Raw genomic sequence first — 21,857 nt, 5'->3', positions numbered from 1 at the left:
CGCACATGACCCAGCTGATCACCTCGCTGCTCGTCGCCAACCGCGGCGAGATCGCCGTACGGATCTTCCGCACCGCCCGCGCCCTGGGCCTGGCCACCGTCGCCGTCCACTCCGACCCGGACGCCGACGCCCTGCACGTGCGCGAGGCCGACGCGGCCGTACGCCTGCCCGGTGCGGCCCCCGCCGACACCTACCTGCGCGGCGACCTGATCATCAAGGCCGCCCTCGCCGCCGGCGCCGACGCCGTCCACCCCGGCTACGGCTTCCTCTCCGAGAACGCCGACTTCGCCCGCGAGGTCCTGGCCTCCGGCCTGACCTGGATCGGCCCGCCGCCCGAGGCCATCGAGGCCATGGCCTCCAAGACCCGCGCCAAGGACCTGATGCGCGCCGCCAAGGTGCCGCTCCTGGACCCCGTCGACCCGGCCGTTGCCACCGTCGCCGACCTGCCCCTGCTGCTGAAGGCCGCGGCCGGCGGCGGCGGGCGCGGGATGCGCGTGGTCCGCGATCTCGCCGGGCTCCAGGAGGCCCTCGGGGCGGCCTCCGCCGAGGCCCGTTCGGCCTTCGGTGACGGCGAGGTCTTCGCCGAGCCCTACGTCGAGCGCGGCCGCCACGTCGAGGTGCAGATCCTCGCCGACGCCCACGACACCGTCTGGGCACTCGGCACCCGCGACTGCTCCCTCCAGCGCCGCCACCAGAAGGTCATCGAGGAGGCCCCGGCGCCCGGCCTGGCGGAAGCCCTGCGGGAGAGCCTCCACGCCGCCGCCGTCGCCGCCGCGCGCGCCGTCTCCTACCGGGGCGCCGGCACCGTCGAGTTCCTCGTCACCGCCGACGGACGCCCGTACTTCCTGGAGATGAACACCCGCCTCCAGGTCGAACACCCCGTCACCGAAGCCGTCTTCGGCCTCGACCTCGTCGCCCTCCAGCTGCGCGTGGCCGAGGGCGAGGCCCTGCCCCCGTCGCCGCCGGAGCCCACCGGTCACGCGGTCGAGGCCCGCCTCTACGCCGAGGACCCCGCCCAGGACTGGCGCCCGCAGACCGGTGCCCTGCACACCCTCGCCGTCCCCGGCCAGGTCCGCGTGGACACCGGCTTCACCGACGGGGACACGGTCGGCATCCACTACGACCCCATGCTCGCCAAGGTCATCGCCCACGCCCCCACCCGCGCCGAGGCGGTACGGGCCCTCGCCCACGCCCTCGCCGGAGCCCGCATCCACGGGCTGACCACCAACCGCGAGCTCCTCGTACGGTCATTGCACCACCCCGAGTTCGCCGCCGGGCAGCTCGATACGGGCTTCTACGAGCGCCACCTCGGCGCCCTCACCGAGGGGGCCGCGGACGCCACGGAAGCGGCCCTCGCCGCCGCCCTTGCCGAGGCGGCCCCCGCCGTGGACGCCCCGCTCGCCGCCCGTCTCGGCGGCTGGCGCAACGTCCGCTCCCAGCCGCAGATCCGCCGCTACACCGCGGGCGGCGCCGAGTACGAGGTCCGCTATCAGGCAGGCCGGCTCGTCGACCACCCCGGCGTCCGGGTCCTGGCCGCCACCCCCACCCTCGTCACCCTCGAAATCGAGGGAATCCGGCGGGTGTTCCACGTGAAACGTAATTCGAACAACGCCGACGCGACCGAGATCTACGTGGATTCGGCACTCGGCGCCCACACCCTGACCCCCGTCCCCCGCTTCCCCGACCCCCAGGACCGGACCGAACCGGGCTCCCTGCTCGCCCCCATGCCCGGCACCGTCGTCCGCATCGCCGAGGGCCTCGCCGTCGGCAGCCCCGTCACCGCCGGGCAGCCCCTGCTCTGGCTGGAGGCCATGAAGATGGAACACCGCATCCTCGCTCCCGCCTCCGGCACGCTCACCGCGCTCCACGCCGACACCGGCCAACAGGTCGAGTTCGGCGCCCTGCTCGCCGTAGTCCAGGAGGAAACGCAGTCATGAGCTCCGCCACCAGCACCGTCGAGACCGAAGAGCACCAGGCCCTGCGCACGGCGGTCGCCGCCCTCGGGCAGCGCTACGGCCGCGAGTACCTCGCCCGCGTCGCCCGCGAAGGCGGCCACCCGGACGAGCTGTGGGCCGACGCCGCGAAGCTCGGCTACCTCGGGGTCAACCTCCCCGAGGAGTACGGCGGCGGAGGCGGCGGCATCGCCGAACTGTCCATCGTCCTGGAGGAACTGGGCGCGGCCGGCTGCCCCCTCCTGATGATGGTCGTCTCGCCCGCCATCTGCGGCACGGTCATCTCCCGCTTCGGCACCGAAGCCCAGAAGCAGGCCTGGCTCCCCGGCCTCGCCGACGGCAGCCGCACCATGGCCTTCGGCATCACCGAACCCGACGCCGGCTCCAACTCCCACCGGATCACCACCACGGCCCGCCGCGACGGCGACGACTGGATCCTCACCGGCCGCAAGGTCTTCATCTCCGGCGTCGACATCGCCGACGCCACGCTGATCGTCGGCCGCGCCGAGGACGCCCGGTCCGGCCGCCTCAAGCCGTGCCTGTTCATCGTCCCGAGGGACACCCCCGGCTTCTCCCGCTCGGTCATCGACATGGAACTCCAGGCCGCGGAGAAGCAGTTCGAACTGGTCCTGGACGAGGTGCGGCTGCCCGGGGACGCGTTGGTCGGCGACGAGGACGCGGGCCTGCTCCAGCTGTTCGCCGGGCTCAACCCGGAGCGGATCATGACGGCCGCCTTCGCCATCGGGATGGGCCGCTACGCCCTCGCCAAGGCCGTGGACTACGCGAAGACCCGGCAGGTGTGGAAGGAACCCATCGGCGCGCACCAGGCCGTGGCGCATCCGCTGGCCGCGGCGCACATCGAGCTCGAACTGGCCCGCCTGATGATGCAGAAGGCTGCCCGCCTGTACGACGCGGGGGACGACATGGGGGCCGGGGAGGCCGCGAACATGGCGAAGTACGCGGCGGGGGAGGCGTGCGTCCGCGCGGTGGACCAGGCCGTGCACACCCTCGGAGGCAACGGCCTCACCCGCGAGTACGGGCTCGCGTCCCTCGTCACCGCCTCTCGCGTGGCCCGCATCGCCCCGGTCAGCCGCGAGATGATCCTCAACTTCATCTCCCACCAGACCCTGGGACTCCCCAAGTCCTACTAACCGCCCCGCGCCTCGATCGCCGGCCGAACCCAGCCTCGCCGGCGTTTGAGGCGCGGGTCTGGGACGGAGCCCCAGGGGGCGGCGGAGCCGGGCTTCGCAGAGCCCTGCGGAGCAACGCCGCAGGCGACCCGCATACCCTCCCCGGGAGGATCCCGGACAGCACGGATACCCGCACACCCCCTCCGGAGGAGACATGGTCCAACCCGTTCACACGGCAACGGCGGCGGGAGTCACCACCCTCACCCTCGACTCCCCGGCCAACCGCAACGCCCTTTCCGCCGACCTCGTCGCAGAACTCCGCGCCGCCCTCGCCACCGCCGCCGCGGACCCGGCGGTCCGGGCCCTCGTCCTCACCCACACCGGCAACACCTTCTGCTCCGGCGCCGACCTCAAGTCCCCCAGCGCCCCCGCCGACTTCCTGGCCCTGCTCCGCGAGATCGCCGAGCTGCCCAAGCCCGTACTCGCCCGCGTCACCGGTCACGTCCGGGCCGGCGGGCTCGGGCTGCTCGGGGTCTGCGACATCGCCGCCGCCGGGCCGAAGTCCTCGTACGCCTTCACCGAGACCCACCTCGGCCTCGCCCCCGCGGTGATCTCCATGCCGCTGCTCCCGCGCCTGGACCCGCGCGCCGCCGCCCGCTACTTCCTCACCGCCGAGGCCTTCGACGCCGCCGAGGCCGCCCGGATCGGGCTGCTCACCCTGCACGCCGAGGACGTGGACGAGGCACTGGAGCCCGTACTCGCCGGCCTGCGCAGGGCCTCCCCGCAGGGCCTGGCCGCGACCAAGGCGCTGACCGCCGCCGCCGTGCGCGAGGCCCTGCACTGCGACGGCGCCCGCCTGACGGAGCTGTCCGGGGAGCTCTTCGCGTCCGCCGAGGCCCGCGAGGGCATCACCGCCCGCTTCGAGCGCCGGGAACCGTCATGGGCGCTGTGAGCAGCGCGACGGGCGCGGCCGGTCCCAAGCAGGCGCGCAGCCGCGTCACCCGCCGCCACCTCCTGGAGGCGGCCGTGTCCTGTCTGGCGGAACACGGCTGGGCCGGTTCCACCGTCTCCGTCGTCGCCGAACGGGCCGGCGTCTCGCGCGGCGCCGCCCAGCACCACTTCCCGACCCGCGAGGACCTGTTCACCGCGGCCGTCGAGTACGTCGCCGAGGAACGCTCCACGGCCCTGCGCGACCTGTTCCACGCCGGCCCGGCCGCCCGCCCGGCGGTGGTGGAGGCGCTCGTGGACCTGTACACGGGCACCCTCTTCCGGGCCGCGCTCCAGCTGTGGGTCGCCGCCTCCAACGAGGAGCAGCTGCGCCCCCGGGTCACCGAACTGGAGGCCCGGGTCGGCCGCGAGACCCACCGCATCGCCGTGGAGCTGCTGGGCGCCGACGAGTCCGTGCCGGGCGTACGGGAGACCGTGCAGGGCCTCCTCGACATGGCGCGCGGCCTGGGTCTGGCCAACGTCCTCACCGACGACAGGGCCCGCCGGGCCCGCGTGGTGGCCCAGTGGTCCCGCATCCTCGACGCCGCCCTGTCCTGAGGCCCGGGCCGGGGAAACGGCAGGGACAAACGGCAGGGACAAACGGCAGGGCGCCGCACCCCGGTATCGGGATGCGGCGCCCCGCAGGGGTCCGTTCACGCGCTCACGCGGTCGCGGCGATGTCCGCGTAGCCCTCGATCTCCTGCGGGTTGCGCCGGCCCGGGCCCGTGTAGCGGGCCGACGGCCGCACCAGGCGGCCCGTGCGCTTCTGCTCCAGGATGTGCGCCGACCAGCCGGCGGTACGGGCGCAGCTGAACATCGAGGTGAACATGTGCGCCGGGACCTCCGCGAAGTCCAGCATGATCGCGGCCCAGAACTCCACGTTCGTGGCGAGCACGCGGTCGGGGCGGCGCGCGTGCAGCTCTTCCAGCGCGGCCTTCTCCAGCGCGGCGGCCACCTCGTAGCGCGGCGCGTCGAGCTCCTTGGCGGTGCGCCGCAGCACGCGGGCGCGCGGGTCCTCGGCGCGGTAGACGCGGTGCCCGAAGCCCATCAGCCGCTCGCCCTTGTCCAGGGCCTTCTTCACGTACGCCACGGCGTCGCCGGTGCGCTCGATCTCCTCGATCATGCCGAGCACGCGGGAGGGCGCGCCGCCGTGCAGCGGCCCCGACATGGCCCCGACGGCGCCGGACAGGGCGGCCGCCACGTCCGCCCCGGTGGAGGCGATGACGCGCGCGGTGAAGGTGGAGGCGTTCATGCCGTGTTCGGCGGCCGAGGTCCAGTACGCGTCGACGGCCTTGACGTGCCGCGGGTCCGGCTCGCCCCGCCAGCGGATCATGAACCGCTCGACCACGGACTCGGCCTTGTCGATCTCCCGCTGCGGCACCATCGGCAGGCCCTGGCCGCGGGCGGACTGGGCGACGTACGACAGCGCCATCACGGCCGCGCGCGCCAGGTCGTCGCGGGCGGTCTGCTCGTCGATGTCCAGCAGCGGCTTCAGACCCCACACGGGGGCGAGCATCGCGAGCGCGGACTGCACGTCGACGCGGATGTCACCGGAGTGGACCGGGATCGGGAAGGGTTCGGCGGCGGGCAGGCCGGGGTTGAAGGCACCGTCGACCAGGAGGCCCCAGACGTTTCCGAAGGAGACGTGCCCGACGAGATCCTCGATGTCGACCCCGCGGTAGCGGAGCGATCCGCCTTCCTTGTCCGGTTCGGCGATCTCGGTCTCGAACGCGACGACCCCTTCGAGCCCGGGTACGAAGTCGGACATCAGGCGGCTCCTCAGATAGTGCGAACACGCGCGGCTCCCGGCGTGACTCGCGGTCCGGCGCGGTCATCCCCGTTGATGCCCGGCACGGCCGATGGTCACCCGCGCGGGGACCTTCGGACCGGCCCCAAGATTTTGGCCGCTCCGCCTCGACTGCGGAAGCGTGACATACGGCACACCGCCACCGGCCCGGCTGCGGCAGGATGGCCAGCGTGACCGATCAGGACATTGACCCCGCCACGATGCGCAAGCAGTACCGCTCGGAAATCGTTCTCGAGGAGACCCTCGCCGAGCATCCGATGGACCAGTTCGCCCTGTGGTTCCAGCAGGCCGCCGACTCGCACCTCTTCGAACCGAACGCGATGATCGTCTCGACGGCCACCCCCGACGGCCGGCCCAGCTCGCGCACGGTGCTCATGAAGCAGTTCGACGGGCGCGGCTTCGTCTTCTTCACCAACTACCTCTCCCGCAAGGGCCGCGAGCTCGCCGAGAACCCGCACGTCGCCCTGCTCTTCCCCTGGCACCCCATCTCGCGCCAGGTGATCGTCACCGGTACCGCGGCCCGCATCGGCCGCGACGAGACGGCGGCGTACTTCCGCTCCCGCCCCCACGGATCCCAGCTGGGCGCCTGGGCGAGCGAGCAGTCCAGCGTGATCGATTCCCGCGCCGAACTGGACCGCCGCTACGCCGAGCTCGACGCCCGCTACCCGGAGGGCGAACAGGTCCCGGTCCCGCCGGAATGGGGCGGCCTGCGCGTGGTCCCGGAGACGGTGGAGTTCTGGCAGGGCCACGAGAACCGCCTGCACGACAGGCTGCGCTACGTCCTGGACGAGGGCAAGTGGCGCGTCGAGCGGCTCTGCCCGTAGCCGTGCGGCGCCGTGCGGGAGGGCTCGGGAGGGCCCGCTGAGGCGGTTGGGCCGCCGGGGCCCTGCTCACCCCGAGCGGGAGCGGCAAACGCAGGCGACCCGCGGGCTCTGGGTCTCTCTCCTGCAGTGAGAGAAGCCGGCCGGACGTACCGGCGAGCCCGCGGGTCGGGTGACTGCTGTGGATTGGCGCCTGGCGATCCCGCCGGGCACCGCACTGGGTGCGTGCGACGACGGGCGCTTAGCCCGCAGCCACCTCACGCGTCCGGTTTCCGTACATTGCGGCAACCACCTCCCTTCTCGTGTACGTCCGAGCCTAGGCAGGCGTCGCGACAGCCACAACTGTTTATTTCCCCCTCCCGGCGGGCTAGGGCGGCGCCCACGGCATCCTCTTCGGCGGCACTTGACCGGATTTCCCGTACCCAATCCGCGGAAAGCGGTGTGGGCTGCGTCACGTTCCAGTTGAATGATCCGACGTGCCGCACACGCGAACACCTGCTGGGGGTGCCAGGTGACTGCTTCCGGACGTAACGAGACCGCAGACGATCTGCTTGCCGCGCTGCTGGACGGGATGGACGCCGCCTTGTGCGCGTTCGACGCCGACGGCGTGATCACCCACTGGAACCGCGAGGCCGAGCGGATCCTGGGCTGGTCCGCGGGCGAGGCCGTGGGACGCAAGGGCTTCGAGGGGTGGGCGGTGCGAGCCGCCGACGCGCACGACGTGCAGGACAGACTCATGGCCGCGCAGCACGTGCCCGGCCGGCAGGTGCACGAGTTCGCGCTGGTCACCAAGGACGGCGGGCGCGTCCTCGTACGGACCCAGTCCGCCGGGGTGCCGGGTGCGGACGGGAAACCCGCCGGGGTGTACTGCGCCTTCAGCGAGGTGCACGCGCAGATCGACCTGGAGCGGTCCATCGCGCTGAGCGAGGCCCTGATGGAGGACGCCTCGTGGGGCGTCGTCCTCGTCGACGTCGACCTGCGGCCCGCCGTGGTCAACGCGCACGCCGCACGCGCCTTCGGGACCGGCCGCACCGCGCTGCTCGGGCGCCCGCTCGGCGAGCTGCTCACCCAGGGCGTGGAGGAACTCGAAGGCGCGCTCCAGCACGTGCTCGCCGAGGGGGCGCCGCCCGCGCCCGTGGAGATGTGGGTGTCGGTGCGGACCGCCGAGGGGGTGCGGCGCAGGTGCTGGCGGTGCGGGTTCCTGCGGCTGGCCTCGCCGCTCGCGGAGGAACCGGTGCCGCTGGGCGTCGGCTGGCTGTTCCAGGACGTCACCCAGGCCCGCCAGGAGCAGCTGGACACCGCGCAGCTGCGGTTCCGGTCCCACCAGCTGCACCGTGCGGGGCGGGCCGCCGCCGAGTGCGAGGACCCGGCCGAGGCGGCCGCCGTACGCCTGGACTTCGCCCTGGCCGGTTTCGCCGAGCACGTGCTGCTGGACGTACTGGATCCCGCGGCCGACCCCGAGCGGCGCAGGCTCGTACGGTCCGCCGCCTCCCCGCCGGTGCTGCCGGGGCCCGGGTCGATCCCGGTCCGGTACACGGCCGGGCATCCGGCCCTCCAGGCCCTGGACCGGATCGGCTCGGTGCGCACCTCCGCCCCGCGCGGCGAGGCGGACGCGGAGTGGGCGCGGGCCCGCCAGTGGCCCGAGGGCGCGGCGCACGTGCTGTGCACGGTGCTGCGCAGCCGGGGGCGGACGCTGGGGGCGCTGACGTTCGTGCGCGGGCCCACGCGGGTGGCCTTCGAGCGCGCGGACGCGGAGTACGCGGAGGAGGTCGCGGCCCGGGTGGCCGCCGATCTGGACCTGGCGGCGGGAGGGCCCCCGACGGCCTAGTGCCGGTCCCCGTTTCCGTTCCCCTTCCGGTTCTCGCCGATCTGGGACGGGGAGGGCAGGGGCCACAGGTGGTCCGGGGGGACGATCCGCGTGACGGCCCGGCCGATCGTGGTGCTGTACGAGCCGCCGCGGTCGACGTCGGAGTTGACCTGGACGACCAGCGTGGCCTTCTGCTGCGGCAGCCGGCCGTCCGCCAGGGCCGGGGCCCAGGTGCGCAGGTCGTCGAGGAACTTCGGGTCGCCGGTGTAGTCGTAAGGAACGGGGTGCCGGTGCGGCGACCGCCCGGTCAGTGCCGGAAGAAGATCCGGTCGCCGTACTCCTGCATCACCCGGCCGTTCCACTCGTGGCCGCCGTCGACGTTGCCCGAGCGCAGCAGCGGCGGCACCATCCCGCGGGCGGCGAGCTCGCCGGCCGCGGCGGCCATGACCGCCTGCATGATCGCGCTGGTCACGACGGTGGAGGCGGGGGCGAAGGGCGCGTCGATGCCGTCGATGCTCAGCTCGGCGTCCCCGACCGCGATCTTGCTGTCGAGGACGACGTCGCAGTGGTCCTTGAGGAAGCCGCCGGAGACGTGCCGCGACTTGGTCTCGGTGGCGTACGCCACCGAGGTCACGCCGATGACCTTGAGGCCGATGGCGCGGGCGTTCATGGCCATCTCGACGGGCAGGGCGTTGCGCCCGGAGAGGGAGATGATCACGAGGACGTCGCCTTCGGAGGCGGGGCTGCTGTCCAGGACGGCGCCGGCGAGGCCGTCGACCCGTTCCAGGGCGCTGCCCAGGGTCGCGGGCATGACGTCGATGCCGACCGTGCCGGGAACGGCGAGGAAGTTCATCAGGGCCATGCCGCCGGCCCGGTAGACCACGTCCTGGGCGGGCAGCGAGGAGTGCCCGGCGCCGAAGGCGAAGAGCCGGTTGCCGCCCGCGACGGCGTCGGCGATGAGGGAGCCGGCCTCCGCGATGTGCGGGGCCTCCTCGTCCCGCACCCGCTCCAGCAGACCGATGGCGGCGTCGAAGAACTGACCGGCCAGCTTGCTCTCGCTCATACGACGATGGCCCTTCCGGAGGTGGGGGTGCGTCCGTGTCCGCCGCTCACCGTGCGGTCTGGACCAACGGCCTGTCAATACGGGCGCCACGAGATGTCCGGGACCGCTCTTGACCCTCGGCACGGGACGGTTGTCGGCCCGATGCGTCAGAATTGGGGGCAGGGCCAGCGCACGCAATCCGAGGGGCACGAATGTCCGGACTGATCGATACCACGGAGATGTATCTCCGCACCATCCTCGAGCTGGAAGAGGAAGGCGTGGTCCCCATGCGCGCCCGCATCGCCGAGCGGCTCGACCAGAGCGGCCCGACGGTGAGCCAGACCGTGGCGCGCATGGAGCGGGACGGCCTGGTGGCCGTCGCCAGCGACCGCCACCTGGAGCTGACCGAGGAGGGGCGGCGGCTGGCGACGCGCGTGATGCGCAAGCACCGGCTCGCGGAGTGCCTGCTCGTCGACGTCATCGGCCTGGAGTGGGAGCAGGTGCACGCCGAGGCCTGCCGCTGGGAGCACGTGATGAGCGAGGCGGTGGAGCGGCGGGTGCTGGAGCTGCTGCGCCACCCGACCGAATCGCCGTACGGGAACCCGATCCCGGGGCTGGAGGAGCTGGGCGAGAAGGCCGAGGCGGACCCGTTCCTGGAGGACGGCATGGTCAGCCTGTCCGAGCTCGACCCGGGCGCGGAGGGCAAGACCGTGGTCGTACGCCGGATCGGTGAGCCGATCCAGACGGACGCCCAGCTGATGTACACGCTGCGGCGGGCGGGCGTACAGCCCGGCTCGGTGGTGAGCGTGACGGAGTCCCCGGGCGGGGTGCTGGTCGGCAGTGGTGGCGAGGCCGCCGAGCTGGACGCGGAGGTCGCTTCCCACGTCTTCGTGGCGAAGCGCTGACCTCGACGACCCGGACGGCTTCCGCGACCTCGGCGCAGGCGGTCACGCGCTCCGGCGCCTATTCGTTGCCGGCGTCGACTCGTTTCGTTGGACTGGTGGGAAGTGGGCGGTCCCGGTGCCTCGCGGCACCGGGACCGGTCCTCCCCTTGTGACCCGGAGCCCCGAGCTCTCAAGGTCTCCCCTTCGGACCGTCTTCCCCGAGCGGCCCGCCTCCCTGTTGAAAGGATCTCCATCGGCAGCGGCGGCCAATCCTTGAGCAAGGTCACTCGAAAGAGCGGTGTTGTAGGCGAGAACCCTGTTTTCGAATACGGGTTCGATAGTCTGGCGGGGAGTGAAGGGGGTGCATCTGCGGTGGTACAGCGCGTCGATGTGACAGGGGCCGGAGGCGTCCGGCTGGCCGCCTGGGAGTTCCGCGAAACGGCCGCCGAGGCCGACCCCCGCCCCGGGGTGCTCTTATTGCACGGTCTGATGGGCCGCGCCTTCCACTGGTCCGGCACCGCCCGCTGGCTCCGCGAGAACCGCCGCGTGGTGGCCCTGGACCAGCGGGGACACGGCCAGAGCGACCGCCCGCCCGGCGGCCCCGACGTCCACACCTCCTTCGGGCGCGAGGCGTTCGTGGCCGACGCCGAGGCCGCCGTCGAGCAGCTCGGCCTCGCCCCCGTCACCCTGATCGGCCACTCCATGGGCGCCCTCACCGCCTGGCAGCTCGCGGCCCGCCGCCCGGACCTGGTCGAAGCCCTGGTCATCTGCGACATGCGCGCCTCGGCCCTCGGCGCGGCCTCACAGCAGGAATGGGAGGACTGGTTCCACCGCTGGCCCCTGCCCTTCCCCACCCAGGACGCGGCCCGCCGCTGGTTCGGGGAGGACGACCCCCGGGTGGAGCGCCCCGATCCAGGCCGCGGGGCCTTCTTCGCCGAGGTCATGCACGAGGCCCCGGACGGCTGGCGCCCGCTCTTCTCCCGCCGCGAGATGCTGACGGCCCGCGAGACCTGGGTCCACGACGCCCACTGGGAGGAGCTGGCCAAGGTCCGCTGCCCGACGCTGGTGGTCCGCGGCCTCGACGGCGAGCTGGGCCGGGCGGAGGCCCAGGAGATGGTCCGCGTCCTCCCGGCCGGGCAGTACGCGGAGATCCCCGACGCCGGCCACTACCTCCACTACGACCAGCCGACGGCCTGGCGCGCGGCCCTGGAGCCCTTCCTGGACGGAATCAAGGCCGAGGCCTCGTAACGGGCCCGGCAGGGCCTTCGCTAAGAGCGATGACGCCGAACTGCGGCGCATGGAAGTCAGGTTCGTGCTCGCCGCCGCCGGGAAGGGCTTCCCCGCCGGGTGATGCCGTACCCGCAGAACCTCCGCCACGCCGGGGGGTTCGCCGGCTCCCTCGGGGCGCTCGCCCTGCTCGCCGCCGGGTGGGCCGGATCCCGGGCGCGGAACGGGCCGGCCTCCACTCCCGAGAGGGAGCGCAGGCCGGCCCGTTCGCCGTTCGTGAGCCCGTGCCCGTCAGCCCTTGCTGACCGCCCACAGGATCTCCGGCAGCTTGCGCGCCACCGTCGGGGCCGCCAGCCGCAGGCCCGCCCAGGTGGCCAGCGCACCCCAGGCCACGCCCAGCGGGAGCACGATCCAGGAGACGTCCCGGTGGTCGGCCACGTTGAGCCAGATCGTCAGGGCGATCACCGGGGCGCAGATCACCGTCGAGGCGAGCAGCCCGCCGAAGATGCCCGACCAGGCCAGCCCGGCCTGACCCGGGACGACGTTCTTGAAGGCGCCGTCCGACGGGATCGAGTACGGGAAGCGGGCCGAAGCCAGCGCCCCCGTGCAGAGCATCGAGCCGAGCAGGGCCAGGGCCACGCCCGTGGCCGCCGGAAGGGCGCTCCAGTCGCCGGTCAGCGCGGCCGTGACCACGGTCACGAGAATCGTGTACGGGACCGTGACGAGGGCGAGCGCGGCGGCGCGGGCGCGCAGCTCCACGTACGCCTCGCGCGTGCCGGAGATGGTCTGCGCGACCATCCAGAACGCCGAGGTGTCCTGCCCGAACTGGTTGTACATCTGCATGCCCAGCATGCCCGCGCCGAAGGTGGCGAGGTAGACGGATCCGGTGCCCTGGAGGGCGTTGAAGACCGGGACGATCAGGCCGATCGCCAGCGCGGTCACCCAGGAGGCCTTGGTCTTCGGGTCGCGGACGACGTAGCGCAGGGTGCGCTGCATGGCCGCGCCCGTCCGGCCGGCGGGCAGCAGCGACCAGAAGCCGCCCGCGCCCCGCTCCTTCGCCGGCCGGGCGGCCGCGATGGTCGAACCGTCCGGCGTGACCATCAGCCGGGTCAGGGCCCGCTCCCAGAACCACAGGAGGCCGGCCAGGGCGGCCAGGGTCAGGGCCAGTTGGGCGGCCGCCACCCCGTACGCGCCCTCGCTCACCGAGTCCACCATGCCGACGGCGGTCGCCGGCGGCAGCCACCGCACCACCGCCTCGACGGGCTCCAGCGTCGACAGGCCGCCCGCCTGGAACAGGCGCTGGCTGCCGAAGTTGACCAGCTGCCCGCCCACCGCGATCAGCAGGCCGCTGAGCAGGGCCAGGTCACGGCCCTTGCGGCTGGTCAGCAGTCGTACGTTGGCCGTGGCCACCGCCCGCGCGAGGGCCACGCAGCCGAGCAGCAGGAGCGGCGCGGCCACCACCGCGGCCACCGCTGCGGCGGCGCCGCGCGCGACGGCGATCACCGAGCCGGCCGCGAGGCACAGCGTGAACAGCGGCCCGATGCCGACCAGCGAGGACGCGAACAGGGCCCGTACGAGGGGACGCGGGCGCAGCGGCAGCATGACGAGCCGGCTGGGGTCGAGCGTCTCGTCCCCGGTGGGGAAGAACAGCGGCATGAACGCCCAGGCGAGCGCCAGGATCGCGGCCAGCAGGACGACGACCGTGCCCGCGTGGGCGTTCCCGCGCAGCAGGGCCAGGCCGAGCGTCAGGAAGAAGCCGACGAGCAGGGCGAAGGCGAGCGTGGAGAAGTAGGCGGCCTTGCGCTTGGAGGAGCCCTTCAGGCCGTTGCGCAGCAGCGACAGCTTCAGGCGGACGAAGATCGGGGTCAGCGGGACCGTCGCGACGGAGGTGGCGGAAGCGGCCGCCGGGGCGAGGGCGCCGGCGGCGGCGACAGTGCCGGCGACAGCGGTACCGGTGGCATCCGTGGCCGGGGTGGCGGGCGAGGCGGGCGAGGTCATCGCGTGACCGTCCCGGAGCCGCCGCCGAGCCACTCCAGCGCGTCCCCGGCCGCGTCGCGCCCGTGCGCGCCGACCAGTTCGAGGAAGGCCGCCTGGAGGGAGGGCGCGGAGCCCCGTACGTCGGCCAGTGGGCCGGCGGCGCGGATCCGGCCGGCGGCCATCACGGCCACCCAGTCGCACAGCGACTCGACGAGCTCCATCACGTGGGAGGAGAAGACGACCGTGGCACCGGACGCGGTGTAACGTTCCAGCACCCCGCGGATGGTCTGCGCCGACACCGGGTCGACACCCTCGAACGGCTCGTCCAGGAACAGCACTTCGGGGTTGTGCAGCAGCGCGGCCGCCAGGCCGATCTTCTTCCGCATGCCCGTCGAGTAGTCCACGACCAGCTTGTGCTGCGAGCCCGCGAGGTCGAGGACGTCCAGCAGCTGCGTCGCCCGCTTGTCGGTCTCCTCGCCCGGCAGCCCGCGCATGCGGCCCATGTAGCCGAGCAGTTCACGCCCCGACAGCCGCTCGAAGAGGCGCAGTCCCTCGGGCAGCACCCCGATCCGTGCCTTCACCTCGGTCGGGTCCGCCCACACGTCGTGCCCCGCGACGAACACCCGCCCCATGTCCGGGCGCAGCAGCCCGGTCACCATCGACAGCGTGGTCGTCTTACCCGCCCCGTTCGGGCCCACCAGACCGATGAACTGGCCCGCGGGCAGCTCCAGATCGATCCCGGCGACGGCCACCTGCTCGCCGAAGCGCTTCCACAGACCTTCCACCCGCACGGCGGACGGCGCGGTTCCCGCGCCACCCGTCCCGTACGTTCCACCCGTCGCATCGCCCTGGTCCGGCATGCGCCTGCCTCTCTTGCGTCCCCGTTGGTCGTTCCTTCCTCACCATAGGAGGAGGGGGAGAGGTCCGAGCGGTTACTTATGTCATGACTTTCCGATCATGAACTTCACGCCGTCAGGCCTGGCGCCGCTTGCGGTCCGCCGCCGCCTCGCTCCCGCACGCGTACGCCAGCGCGTCGATCAGCTCCTCCGTGTCCGGCAGCCACCGGTTCGCCGGCGTGGGCCGCCGCGCCCACTGGACCGCGCCCCGGCCGCCGAAACGGGTGGGCGGCGCGGCCACGTACTCGCCCTCGCCGCGCGCCGCCAGGTCGATGCCGGTCGGCGACCAGCCCAGCTTCCGTACGAGGTCGGCCATCTTGACGCCGGCGCCCGGCAGGACGAAGAACAGCATCCGGTGGTCGGGCGTGAGGGTGACCGGCCCGAGCGTGCGCTGCATCCGCTCCAGCCGCGCCAGCGCCAGGAAGCCGGCCGACTCCGGCACGTCCAGCGCGTCGAACGTCCGGCCCGTCGGCAGCAGGATCGAGGCCTCCGGGTGCTTCGCCCAGACCCGCCGGACCTGGACCGCGCTGCCCGTGGCCTGGGCCGCCCAGTCCTTCACCGCCGGGTGTGCTCCGGGCGCGGGGCAGTCCGCCGCTCCGCAGGAGCACAGCTCCCGGCCGTCGCCGGGCTCCAGCCAGGTGCCGGCGAAGACGTCCCAGTGCCGTTCTTCCGTGTACCGCACGGCATGGTCCAGCAGCAGTTCGCCGCGCTGCTTGGGGATGGGTGCGGTCTCCGTGACTCCGATGGTCTCTTCCACGCCCATCACAACTCCCCGGGTCACCCGGGGTTACGGGCGTAAACCAGCGGGTGGACGGAGCATCGATCCTGCATACGGGGCGCACTGATGCACGCGTGGGGGCGCGTAGGAGGCCGGGGCGCTGGAGTTGGGTAGCGACACGACGCAGAGCGGAAGATTCTCCGCACATCAGGCGGGAAGTGATCATTCCAACGGATCACCCGCGGTCAGCAGGGGGTTTTCATGGCAGCCAGGCCTCTCGTCGCCCGCCAGCCGAACGAACGGCTGCAGGCGCTCATCCAGGAAGCCGGGTGCTCCAATGCCGGGCTCGCCCGGCGCGTGAACATGTGCGGCGCGGAGCACGGCCTCGATCTCCGCTACGACAAGACCTCCGTGGCCCGCTGGCTGCGCGGCCAGCAGCCGCGCGGCCGGGCACCCGGAATCATCGCCGAGGCGATCGGGCGCAAGCTCGGCCGGACCGTCACCATCGACGAGATCGGCATGGCCAACGGCAAGAACCTCGCCTCCGGCGTCGGCCTGCAGTTCTCGCCGACCGTCATCGGCGCGATCGAGCAGGTCTGCGAGCTGTGGCGCAGCGACGTCGGCCGCCGCGACTTCCTGGTGGGTTCGAGCGTGGCGGCCTCCGCGCTCGTCGAGCCGAGCCGCGACTGGCTGATCACCGGGGCCGACACCCAGGTGGCCCGCAGCGGCGGCTCGCGCGTCGGCATGCCGGACGTCGAGGCGGTACGGGCCACCACCGAGGCGCTCAAGGACCTCGACCACCGCTTCGGCAGCGGGCACGTCCGGCCGGTGGTCGTGCACTACCTCAACTCGGTGGTGTCCGGGCTGATCGGCGGCTCGTACCGGGAGCCGGTGGGGCGGGCGCTGTTCGCCGCCGTCGCCCGGCTGACGGAGCTGGCGGGCTACATGGCCGTGGACACCGGCCAGCCCGGACTGGCGCAGCGGTACTACATCCAGGCGCTGCGGCTGGCCCAGGCGGCCGGCGACCGGGCGTACGGCGGGTACGTGCTGGCCGCGTCCATGAGCCACCTCGCCGCCGAACTGGGCAACCCCAGGGAGATCGCGCAGCTGGCGCGGGCCGCCCAGGAGGGCACGCGGGGCCAGGTCACCCCGCGCGTCGAGGCCATGTTCTACGCCGCCGAGGCGCGCGGGCACGCGCTGCTGGGGGACACCCGGGCCACGGCGGTGCTGTCGGCGCGGGCGGTGAGCGCGCTGGAGCGGGCGGAACCGGAGTCGGGCGACGACCCGGTGTGGATCCGCCACTTCGACACGGCGTACCTCGCGGACGAGCTGGCGCACTGCCACCGGGACCTGGGGCAGGCCGACGCGGCGGGCAAGCGGGCGGAGGAGGCACTGCGGGGCCTCCCGGCGGGCAAGGCGCGGCGCCGGGCCATCGGGCTGCTGCTGCTGGCGGCGGCGCAGGTCCAGCAGCGCGAGGTGGAACAGGCCTGCCAGACCGCGACGAAGGCGGCGGAACTGCTGGAGGGGCTGCGGTCGAACCGGGGGGCGGAGTACCTGGAGGACTTCCGGACGCGGCTGGAGCCGTACCGGGAGGAGGCGGCGGTACGGGAGTTCGGGGCCCGCCTCGAAGCCAGGGTCGCCTGACGCTCAGCGCCGCCGCCCCCCTTTTCGGCCTCGCCGCCGTCTTGGGCTGCGCCGCCGTCTCTGGCTGCGCCGCTTCCTCTGGCTGCGCCGCCGTCTCCGGCTGCGCCGCGCATTGCGGTGCAGGCCGTCGCAAATCCAGCCTCGCCGGCGTTTGAGGCGCGGGGTCCGGGGGCGGCGCCCCGTTCTTTGACCGGACCGTGGGCCGGCAGCGGGTCCGTTGCCGGGGGCGCCGCCCCCGGACCCCCGCGCCTCAAACGCCGGCGAGGCTGGATAGTGCGCGGCAGCGCTGGATGGTGCTGGGGGGGCTGGATGGTGCGCGCGGCGCTGGATGGTGCTGGGCGGGCCTGGATGGTGCCGCGCGGGGTTGGATGGTGCTGGGGGGCTGGATGGTGCGCGCGGCGCTGGATGATGCTGGGCGGGCTGGATGGTGCCGCGCGGGGCTGGATTGGGGCCGGCGGGGCCGGGTGGGGAGGGGCTGGGATTGACGGGTGGTCTCACCGTGGCGGTGCGTGACCGGGTAGCGTGACCGACGGTTCCGTAGGGTCGGGCGAGTCGGAGAAGGAGTCCCGGTGGCGCAGAGCGGACAAGGGGGTGCCCCCCAGCCGGGTGCCCCGTGGGGTCCGGACGAGGCGTCCGGGTATCCGGTGTACCCGGAGCAGCCGCAGCCCGGGCCCGCGTACGGGTACCCGCACGTGGCACCGGGGCACGTGGTCGGGCCCGGCTACGAGGGCCCGGGGGATCCGCACGGCTACGGGTACCCGCCGCTGCCCGAGGCCGCGACCCAGTACATTCCGCCCGTGCCGGCGGCCTCCGCGCACGACGAGGCCGCGACCCAGTACATCTCGCCCGTGCCGGCCGGCCCCGCGCACGGCGAGGCCGCGACGCAGTTCATTCCGCCCGTGCCGGCGGCCTCCGCGCACGACGAGGCCGCGACCCAGTACATTCCGCCCGTGCCGGCGGCCTCCGCGCACGACGAGGCCGCGACGCAGTTCATTCCGCCCGTCCCGGCCGGCCCCGCGCACGGCGAGGCCGCGACCCAGTACATTCCGCCCGTGCCGCCGGCGCCCGGCGACCGTGGCGACGACCGTGCCGTGGAGGGGTTCGACGGCCTGTTCCGCGGCGATGACGGCTCCGCCGGGCACACCCAGCACCTGCCGCCCGTCCAGGAGCCCGTGCTGCGCCAGCCGCCGCCGCGCCCCTACCCGCCGCGCGCGCAGCGCCCCGTGCCCCCCGTACAGCCCCACCCGCAGCAGCAGTACGCCCCGTCCCCGCCCCCGCCGCCGGAGGCACCCCGCAGGGTCTCGCCCGGCGTCATCGCCGCCGTGGTCATCGGCCTGGCGGTCGTCGGGCTCGGCGTCGGCTCGCTGCTCAGCAACGACAAGCCGCAGAACAACGACCCGGGCGCGGTGCCCGCCGCACCGGCCGCGAGCGGCGCCTCCGCCGCCCCCGGCGGCGAGGCTCCCGTCGACCCCGCCCGCCCGCAGGCCGTCCAGCTGGACAAGCTCCTCGCGGACAGCAACGACAGCCGGGCCTCGGTGATCAAGGCCGTCGAGGACATCAAGGGCTGTAGCAACCTCGGCCAGGCGGCCGCCGACCTGCGCGACGCGGCCCGCCAGCGCGAGGAACTCGTCACCCGCCTCCAGGAGCTGAAGCTGGACAAGCTCCCGGACAACGCCAAGCTGTCCGCGGCCCTCACCAAGGCCTGGCAGTCCTCCGCGGACGCCGACGACAGCTACGCCGCCTGGGCGGACGACGTGGAAGACGACAAGTGCAAGGACGGCAAGGCCAAGTCGACCAAGAACGCCGCCGACGCCAACAAGTCGAGCGGCGAGGCGACCAAGGCCAAGGAGTCGGCCGCGACCCTGTGGAACACGATCGCGGCCAAGTACGGCCTCACCAAGCGGGACAAGTCCCAGCTCTGAGCGTCAGGCCGTCTGGGGCGCCTGCACCAGGGTCGGGGTCATGTCCAGGGGCGGCTCGCCCGGCTGTGCCACGAGCCGTCCGGCCTGGACGATCTGGAAGGTGACCTGGCCGTTGACGATGCGGGGGAAGCCGGCGACGGCGCGCATGTCCTGGTAGCGCCAGCTCAGGTCCGGTGTGAGACCGCCGGTCTTGACGGGCTGGGACTCGTTCAGCGCCCGCTTGACCATGCGGGCGGTGATCTCCTCGTCCTCCTTGAAGCGCTTCACGATCTCGCTCAGCACGGTGTACGCGATCCAGGTCGTCTGCGCCCCGCTGTCGTCGGGGTCGACGTTGTCGTCGCCGAAGGCGTGCTCGGCGACCACGTTCCGCATCGGCGTCCAGAGCGGATCGGAGCCCACCGGGTACCAGCTGGTGAGGTACGCGCCCTCGAAGGGGCTCTCCTTGCCGCCGGTGCGGTCCACAAGGGACTGGCTGACGCTGCCCAGGACGGAGGAGATCTGCGGCTTCTTGCGCTGCGCCTCGGTCCGGCGGAAGGCGTCGAAGAAGGTCTCGGTGCGCTCGCCGAGCACGGCGGTGACGCAGCCCTTGTCCTTTTCCTTCTCCTTGCCGGTGCCGGTGGTGTGGGCGAGCGCCTCCCGGGCCTGCGGCCCGAAGTCCGCGGAGTCCTCGGCGGCCCGGATGTCGGCGGCGTCGGCCATCTTGTTGGCCCGCAGCCCGGCGTTGAGCAGGACCGGCAGCGCGTCGCCCACGAGGGTGTCGGGGCGGACGAGGGCGACCTGGGCGCAGGCGCGGCTCAGCTGGTGGCCGGCGCCGGCGATGAGGACGGGCTGGCCGCCGTTGACGGGGTAGGAGAGCGGGGACTGGAACTCCTCGGAGGAGACCCCGTAGCCGCCGATGAAGGGGATGCCCTCCGCCTCCAGCGGGGCCATGAAGGCGCGTCCGTGCTGGCTGTACGAGCCGACGACGGCGACGGCCTTCTCGGCGACGGCCTTGCGGGCGCAGTCGGCGGCGCCGGTGGCCGTGTTCTTCTCGTTGCAGGTCAGTACGCGTAGTTTGTGCCCGTTGATCCCGCCCTTGGAATTCACCCAGCGTTCGTACGCCTTGGCCATGCCGGTCATGCCCGGCATGTTGGTCGCCTTGGTGTCCTCCGGGGCGAACGTCATGACCGTGATGGTGTCCCCGGAGCCCCCCGAGCCTCCGGGGAGCGCCCCGCAGCCGGCGACGAGGCAAGCACCCATCGCCGTTGCCACGAAGGTGCGGGACAAGGATGCTGCGCGTCGCGATATGGCCATGTCCATGCACACTTCCGCCCCGCAGGTAACTGTCGAGTGAGATGGACACAACATCGGGTGACGCCCCGGTGAATTGCGGGGGTGCGGCTCCCGCCCCAGGCGCCTGAAGATCACGTTTGACCGGAACGTACGATCGAAAGCGTGACATTCGCCCAAGGTTCGAAGAACTCTTCCCGTCGCGGTGGCCGCTCCTCCACCATGGGCGGCATGCCCCTCAATGACATGCCGTGGTGGCGCTGGCGCGGCAACGTGCGCTCGGCGCTGCACATGCTCTCCGACCCGGCCTTCCACGAGGACACCTGGCTGACCGGCGCCGATGGGTACGGGGACGTCACCGACGCCGTGTACCGGCTCGTCGAGGACACCTGGCTCGACAGCTGGTCGGCCGAGAAGTACGTCGGCACGATCTTCCGCGACTCGCAGGAGGCCGCCCTCGTCGACCTCGCGGTGCTGCGGGTGCTCCGCATCCTCCACCAGATCGGGCCCGACGCCCCGGTCTCCGCCTACCTGGAGCACCACGCGTGGCCCGAGGCGGTACGCGCCGCCCGCGAGGCGCACGTACGGCTGGCGGAGGCGGACGGGGACGACCCGGACGTCCGTCCGACCTCGCTGGAAGTGTTGAGGATCCTCACCCGCGCGGTGTGAAAGGCTGTGCGGTCATGAGCGACCCGCACAACGAGGCCCCGGCCCAGCCCCAGCCCCAGCCCCAGTACGTCCTGACCGTGTCCTGCCCCGACAAGCAGGGCATCGTGCACGCCGTGTCGAGCTACCTCTTCATGACCGGCTGCAACATCGTGGACAGCCAGCAGTTCGGAGACCGGGAGACCGGACTCTTCTTCATGCGGGTGCACTTCGAGGCCGAGCCCGCGGTGACCGTCGAGAAGCTGCGCGCCAGCTTCGCCGCGATCGGCGAATCGTTCAAGATGGACTGGCAGATCCACCGCTCCGAGGAGCGCATGCGGATCGTCCTCATGGTGTCGAAGTTCGGCCACTGCCTGAACGACCTGCTCTTCCGTTCGAGCATCGGCGCCCTGCCGGTCGAGATCGCGGCCGTGGTCTCCAACCACACCGACTTCGCCGAGCTGGTCGCCTCGTACGACGTCCCATTCGTGCACATCCCGGTGACGAAGGAGACGAAGGCGGCGGCGGAGGCGCGGCTGCTGGAGCTCGTGCGCGCGGAGAACGTCGAGCTGGTGGTGCTGGCGCGGTACATGCAGGTGCTGTCGGACACCCTGTGCAAGGAGCTGAGCGGGCGGATCATCAACATCCACCACTCGTTCCTGCCGAGCTTCAAGGGCGCGAAGCCGTACCACCAGGCGCACGCGCGCGGTGTGAAGCTGATCGGCGCGACCGCGCACTACGTGACGGCGGACCTCGACGAGGGGCCGATCATCGAGCAGGAGGTCGAGCGGGTGGGCCACGAGGTGACCCCGGACCAGCTGGTGGCGGTGGGGCGGGACGTGGAGTGCCAGGCGCTCGCGCGCGCGGTGAAGTGGCACAGCGAGCACCGTGTCCTCCTGAACGGCTCCCGCACCGTCGTCTTCGCGTAGCCGCCCCAATCAGCCCCTCCGGCGTTTGAGGAGCGGGGTCTGGGGCAGCGCCCCAGGAAGCCGGTCCGCAGGGCCGGATACCGGTGAGGCACAGTGGGCCCGTGCGGCGCCGTTGGGGGGGGGGGGGGGGGGGGGGGGGGGGGGGGGGAGGGGGGGGGGGGGGGGGGGGGGGGGGGGGGGGGGGGGGGGGGAGGGGAGGC

General features: G+C 73.1%; 19 protein-coding genes. 12 read left to right on the top strand and 7 right to left on the bottom strand.

What is annotated here, in order from left to right; all coding sequences use genetic code 11:
* The first annotated feature begins 5 nt into the window (after nucleotides 1-5).
* The 4 genes from ACZ4VT_RS34780 to ACZ4VT_RS34765 all read left to right on the top strand — a co-directional run bounded on the left by ACZ4VT_RS34780 (nucleotide 6) and on the right by ACZ4VT_RS34765 (nucleotide 4,627).
* On the top strand, nucleotides 6-1,937 hold the full coding sequence (locus ACZ4VT_RS34780; RefSeq protein WP_467955386.1) for an acetyl/propionyl/methylcrotonyl-CoA carboxylase subunit alpha: 1,932 nt from the start codon (nucleotides 6-8) through the stop codon (nucleotides 1,935-1,937).
* Entirely contained in the window at nucleotides 1,934-3,103 is a 1,170-nt protein-coding gene (locus ACZ4VT_RS34775; protein WP_467955385.1) for an acyl-CoA dehydrogenase family protein, read from the top strand. The genes ACZ4VT_RS34780 and ACZ4VT_RS34775 overlap by 4 nt, the downstream gene beginning before the upstream one ends.
* A gap of 193 nt (nucleotides 3,104-3,296) precedes the next feature.
* Complete coding sequence (locus tag ACZ4VT_RS34770; protein WP_467955384.1) at nucleotides 3,297-4,034, top strand: enoyl-CoA hydratase family protein; 738 nt, start codon at nucleotides 3,297-3,299, stop codon at nucleotides 4,032-4,034.
* Nucleotides 4,022-4,627, top strand: coding sequence for a TetR/AcrR family transcriptional regulator (locus ACZ4VT_RS34765; RefSeq protein ID WP_467955383.1), 606 nt, complete (start codon nucleotides 4,022-4,024; stop codon nucleotides 4,625-4,627). The genes ACZ4VT_RS34770 and ACZ4VT_RS34765 overlap by 13 nt, the downstream gene beginning before the upstream one ends.
* A gap of 103 nt (nucleotides 4,628-4,730) precedes the next feature.
* Here ACZ4VT_RS34765 and ACZ4VT_RS34760 read toward each other — a convergent pair whose 3' ends face one another.
* Nucleotides 4,731-5,837 carry a citrate synthase 2 gene (locus ACZ4VT_RS34760; protein ID WP_362814488.1) on the bottom strand — a complete coding sequence of 369 codons (1,107 nt, stop codon included), beginning with the start codon at nucleotides 5,835-5,837 and terminating at the stop codon, nucleotides 4,731-4,733.
* Between the two features lie 200 nt (nucleotides 5,838-6,037).
* On the opposite strand from ACZ4VT_RS34760, the gene pdxH reads away from it, so the two are divergent.
* Together pdxH and ACZ4VT_RS34750 are read left to right on the top strand one after the other, a co-directional pair.
* Entirely contained in the window at nucleotides 6,038-6,700 is a 663-nt protein-coding gene (pdxH, locus tag ACZ4VT_RS34755; RefSeq protein ID WP_467955382.1) for a pyridoxamine 5'-phosphate oxidase, read from the top strand.
* Nucleotides 6,701-7,208: 508 nt separating this feature from the next.
* Nucleotides 7,209-8,525 carry a PAS domain-containing protein gene (locus ACZ4VT_RS34750; RefSeq protein ID WP_467955381.1) on the top strand — a complete coding sequence of 439 codons (1,317 nt, stop codon included), beginning with the start codon at nucleotides 7,209-7,211 and terminating at the stop codon, nucleotides 8,523-8,525.
* Here ACZ4VT_RS34750 and ACZ4VT_RS34745 read toward each other — a convergent pair.
* Entirely contained in the window at nucleotides 8,522-8,866 is a 345-nt protein-coding gene (locus ACZ4VT_RS34745) for a hypothetical protein (protein WP_467955380.1), read from the bottom strand. The two genes, ACZ4VT_RS34750 and ACZ4VT_RS34745, sit on opposite strands and share 4 nt — an antisense overlap.
* Nucleotides 8,812-9,567 carry an SIS domain-containing protein gene (locus tag ACZ4VT_RS34740; RefSeq protein ID WP_467955379.1) on the bottom strand — a complete coding sequence of 252 codons (756 nt, stop codon included), beginning with the start codon at nucleotides 9,565-9,567 and terminating at the stop codon, nucleotides 8,812-8,814. Before ACZ4VT_RS34740 ends, ACZ4VT_RS34745 begins: the two co-directional genes overlap by 55 nt.
* A 191-nt stretch (nucleotides 9,568-9,758) precedes the next feature.
* On the opposite strand from ACZ4VT_RS34740, the gene ACZ4VT_RS34735 reads away from it, so the two are divergent.
* The gene (locus ACZ4VT_RS34735; protein WP_319726830.1) at nucleotides 9,759-10,451 is read left to right on the top strand and encodes a metal-dependent transcriptional regulator; all 693 of its coding nucleotides are present in this window, start codon (nucleotides 9,759-9,761) and stop codon (nucleotides 10,449-10,451) included.
* Nucleotides 10,452-10,802: 351 nt separating this feature from the next.
* Nucleotides 10,803-11,678, top strand: a complete 876-nt coding sequence (locus tag ACZ4VT_RS34730) for an alpha/beta fold hydrolase (RefSeq protein WP_467955378.1) — start codon at nucleotides 10,803-10,805, stop codon at nucleotides 11,676-11,678.
* 270 nt (nucleotides 11,679-11,948) lie between these two features.
* Here the strand turns inward: ACZ4VT_RS34730 and ACZ4VT_RS34725 are convergent, their stop codons facing one another.
* The 3 genes from ACZ4VT_RS34725 to ACZ4VT_RS34715 form a co-directional block, all read right to left on the bottom strand.
* Entirely contained in the window at nucleotides 11,949-13,655 is a 1,707-nt protein-coding gene (locus tag ACZ4VT_RS34725; protein WP_467955377.1) for a transporter, read from the bottom strand.
* Complete coding sequence (locus tag ACZ4VT_RS34720; RefSeq protein WP_467955376.1) at nucleotides 13,652-14,494, bottom strand: ABC transporter ATP-binding protein; 843 nt, start codon at nucleotides 14,492-14,494, stop codon at nucleotides 13,652-13,654. Before ACZ4VT_RS34720 ends, ACZ4VT_RS34725 begins: the two co-directional genes overlap by 4 nt.
* Nucleotides 14,495-14,606: 112 nt before the next feature.
* On the bottom strand, nucleotides 14,607-15,293 hold the full coding sequence (locus tag ACZ4VT_RS34715) for a bifunctional DNA primase/polymerase (protein WP_467955375.1): 687 nt from the start codon (nucleotides 15,291-15,293) through the stop codon (nucleotides 14,607-14,609).
* Nucleotides 15,294-15,509: 216 nt separating this feature from the next.
* Here ACZ4VT_RS34715 and ACZ4VT_RS34710 point away from each other — a divergent pair, with 216 nt between their 5' ends.
* The gene (locus tag ACZ4VT_RS34710; RefSeq protein ID WP_467955374.1) at nucleotides 15,510-16,892 is read left to right on the top strand and encodes a transcriptional regulator; all 1,383 of its coding nucleotides are present in this window, start codon (nucleotides 15,510-15,512) and stop codon (nucleotides 16,890-16,892) included.
* Between the two features lie 569 nt (nucleotides 16,893-17,461).
* On the top strand, nucleotides 17,462-18,814 hold the full coding sequence (locus ACZ4VT_RS34705; protein WP_467955373.1) for a hypothetical protein: 1,353 nt from the start codon (nucleotides 17,462-17,464) through the stop codon (nucleotides 18,812-18,814).
* A gap of 3 nt (nucleotides 18,815-18,817) precedes the next feature.
* On the opposite strand, the gene ACZ4VT_RS34700 is transcribed toward ACZ4VT_RS34705, so the two are convergent.
* A complete protein-coding gene (locus ACZ4VT_RS34700; protein WP_467955398.1) occupies nucleotides 18,818-20,107 on the bottom strand; it encodes an ABC transporter substrate-binding protein in 1,290 nt (429 codons plus the stop codon).
* Between the two features lie 198 nt (nucleotides 20,108-20,305).
* On the opposite strand from ACZ4VT_RS34700, the gene ACZ4VT_RS34695 reads away from it, so the two are divergent.
* Entirely contained in the window at nucleotides 20,306-20,752 is a 447-nt protein-coding gene (locus ACZ4VT_RS34695) for an SCO4402 family protein (RefSeq protein ID WP_467955397.1), read from the top strand.
* Between the two features lie 14 nt (nucleotides 20,753-20,766).
* On the top strand, nucleotides 20,767-21,657 hold the full coding sequence (gene purU / locus ACZ4VT_RS34690; protein WP_467955372.1) for a formyltetrahydrofolate deformylase: 891 nt from the start codon (nucleotides 20,767-20,769) through the stop codon (nucleotides 21,655-21,657).
* The last annotated feature ends 200 nt before the right edge of the window (nucleotides 21,658-21,857 follow it).

The sequence above is a fragment of the Streptomyces sp. NPDC029164 genome (assembly GCF_055563995.1).
The sequence above is the reverse complement of the archived record's forward strand: the minus strand, read 5'-3'. Positions and strand labels throughout refer to the sequence as shown.